The following is a 2,776-nucleotide window of genomic DNA, read 5'->3' as shown; positions in this document are numbered from 1 at the left end:
GCGCAACGCGCGGGTGAGTGACGAGTCGAGGTTGGTCAGGTCGTTGCCCGACAGGCGCAGCAGCGAGTCGCGCCACTCGGCCTCGAGCTCGTGCAGGCCGCTGGCCTCGAGGTCGGCGAGGATCCGCTCGAAGTCGCCGAGGGATTCGTCGGGATCGGCGAGCAGGTTCGGGCTCGGCCACCGGTCCGTGAACGCGGTGAGCGTGCGCCGCAGTCCGTCGCGCTGGTCGGCCCATGTCTCCTGCGCGGCGCGCTGCTCCTCGGCGAGACGCTTCGCGGCCGACTCCAGAGCCGTGTCGAAGCGGGCGAGCAGCTGCGACGGCGTGGCATCCGTCGACCCGGGCGCCACGAACAGGGCGTCGAGGTACGCGACCTCGTCGGGCGACAGGGCGACGTCGCGGTCCTCGGCGCGTTCGAGCAGCAGCTGCGCGGCATCCACCTCGTCGGTCACCTGCGCCCACCGCGCGGCGAGGGCCTGCTGCTCGGTCTTGGCTGCGCCGATCTCTTCGCGCAGGCGCGCTGCGCGGGCCCGCGTGCCCGAGATCTGCTCCTGCAGCTCGGCGATGCGCGGGTTTCCGGCGGTGATCTCGACGACCGTCTCGTTCCAGCGCTCGCGCTCGCGGTCGACGGATGCCACGTCGACCTGGTCCCACGTCAGATCCGCGATCTTCTCGAGGGCGCCGCGCCGGTCGTCGAAGGCGTCGAGGGCCGCGGCGGCCTCGTCGACCGCCGCCTTGGCCGCGGTGAGGTCGCGGCGCACGGTCACGATCTGCTCGCCCAGTTCGGTCAGGCGCACCCGGCTCGAGAAGCCCAGGATGCTGTGCGCCGCCGACCCGCCGTGCGCGCCGCGCGCTCCCTGGCTGGTCTGCCCCGAGATCGTCAGCGCCATCCGGTGCTGAGACAGCTGGGTCGCGGCATCCACGCAGACGAAGGCGAACTGCTGCTCCAGTCGGTCCTGCAGCCACCCCGTGAAGGGGGAGCGGCGGAACTCCAGGCGCCCCGGCAGGGTCGCGGGGTCGAGCCCACCGCGCTCCGGCAGAGCGGTGGGGACGCCCTCGAACCGCAGACGCTCGCCCAGTCGCACCCCGTCGATCGCGGAGCGGAAGGATGCCAGGTGCCCCGCGTCGACGAGCAGCGTCGTCGCGAACCCGCCGAGGGCGAGGGTGAAGGCGCCGCGCCACGGCTCGAACTCGGTGCGCACGTCGATCAGCTCGGCCACGAACGGCAGTTCGGCCGCCGTCAGCCCGGCCGCCGCGGCGAGCGCCTCGCGGGCCTCGTGCAGGCGCGGGGGGATGTTGTCGTCGCGGGTCTGCGTGCGCCGGTGCTCGGTCTCGAGGGCGGCGAGCTGCTGACGCAGGTCGGTGTGGCGACTGCTCGCGGCCACGAACGCCTCGCGCACGGCGGCCTTGGCGTCGGTGTCGGCGAGGGTGCGGCGGGCCTCGTCGACGAGCGCGGCGAACGCGGCCGCGGTGTCGACCTCGGTGCCGAGCACCGCGAGGGCGGCCTCGAAACGCTCGCGGTCGCGCTGCATACCGGCGATGCGCCGCTCGAGTCCGCGCAACTCGCGCTGGGCGGCGTCGAGCCGGTCTCCGCCGGCCGCGCGCAGCACGTCGCCCAGCGCCTCGCGCTCCGCCTCGGCGGCGTCGGCCAGCGCCTGACGCTCGCGCACGAGGGCGTCGGTGGCGTGCGTGCGCTCGCGCAGCTCGTCCTCGACCGCGCCGAGCAGGTCGACCCGGCGCTCGGCGCGCCACAGCGAGGCGCGGGACTCCGGATCGGTGAAGCGGCCGAGGGCGTCGATCAGCCGCAGCCGTTCGGTGGCTTCGTCGATGCGCGTCTTCATCGCGCGGATCGGCTGCAGCGCGCGCACCTGCTGACGCGCCTCGAGCATGCGCGTGCGCGTGCCCTCGAGTCCGTCGAAGTGGGCGACCACGGCCTCGGCGACCGCGAGCGTCTCGGGCTCTTCGAGCACCATGCGCTTGTACAGGTCGTCGACGGTGGTGATCTGCTGGCCGGCCTGGATGCGCGCGAGCAGGCTCATCGCCTTCGCGCCCGATCCGGCGGCGCCGATGCCGAGCACCGCGTGCAGCCGCGCCGAGAACTCGCGGTCGGTGGCGAGGGTGTCCAGGCCCGTGGCCCGCACCGCCGTGTCGGAGAGGTGGCTCTGCGCCGCCCGCTCGAGCTGACGCAGGTCGAACGCGCCGTGCACCGTCGCGCGCACCTTGACCGCGTCGTCGAGGGTGCGGGCGGCGGCCGGGATGTACCAGGCGCGCACCGCCGTGAACCGCGCGCCGTCGTGGTCGGCCCAGGTCATGGCGATCGCCGTCCACGTGTCGGCGCCGTCGCCGCGCAGCACCCGCACCTTGGTGCCCTCGTCGGTGCGCGACTCGTCGAGCTTGCCGCGCCCGTACGACAGGATGTTGCGCTGCTCCTGACCCCGCGGACGCCCCACGACCGCGCCGTTCGAGGCGCCGTTGAAGGGGGTGGTGTGCGGCATCATCAGCGCCACGTACGCGTCCATGAGCGTGGACTTGCCCGATCCCGACCCGCCGCACAGCAGCGTCGCGGTCGGCGCGAACCGCACGCGGTGCGTGCCGTCGTATCCGCCCCAGTTGATCAGCTGCAGGTCTTCGGCGACCCACTGCTGTCCGCGGGAGGCGGCGGGGATGAGTCCGAACAGGGTCTCGAGCATGGTCACGGGAGTCGTCCCTCCTCGGGAGTCTCGGGGGCCTCGGGCACGAGGGATGCCGCATCCTCGCTCTCGGAGCGGGGGACCGCGA

Annotated in this window: 1 protein-coding gene; it reads right to left on the bottom strand. The window is 74.0% G+C overall.

Features of this window, described 5'->3' with window-relative positions:
- Window positions 1-2,688: ATP-binding protein (locus QZ433_RS06825; RefSeq protein ID WP_295781068.1), on the bottom strand; the 2,688-nt coding region annotated here is incomplete at its 3' end.
- Between the last annotated feature and the right edge of the window lie 88 nt (window positions 2,689-2,776).

Source organism: uncultured Microbacterium sp. (assembly GCF_913776565.1).
Lineage (GTDB): Bacteria > Actinomycetota > Actinomycetes > Actinomycetales > Microbacteriaceae > Microbacterium.
Note: the sequence above shows the minus strand (reverse complement) of the source record. Positions and strands in the feature narration are given on the sequence as shown.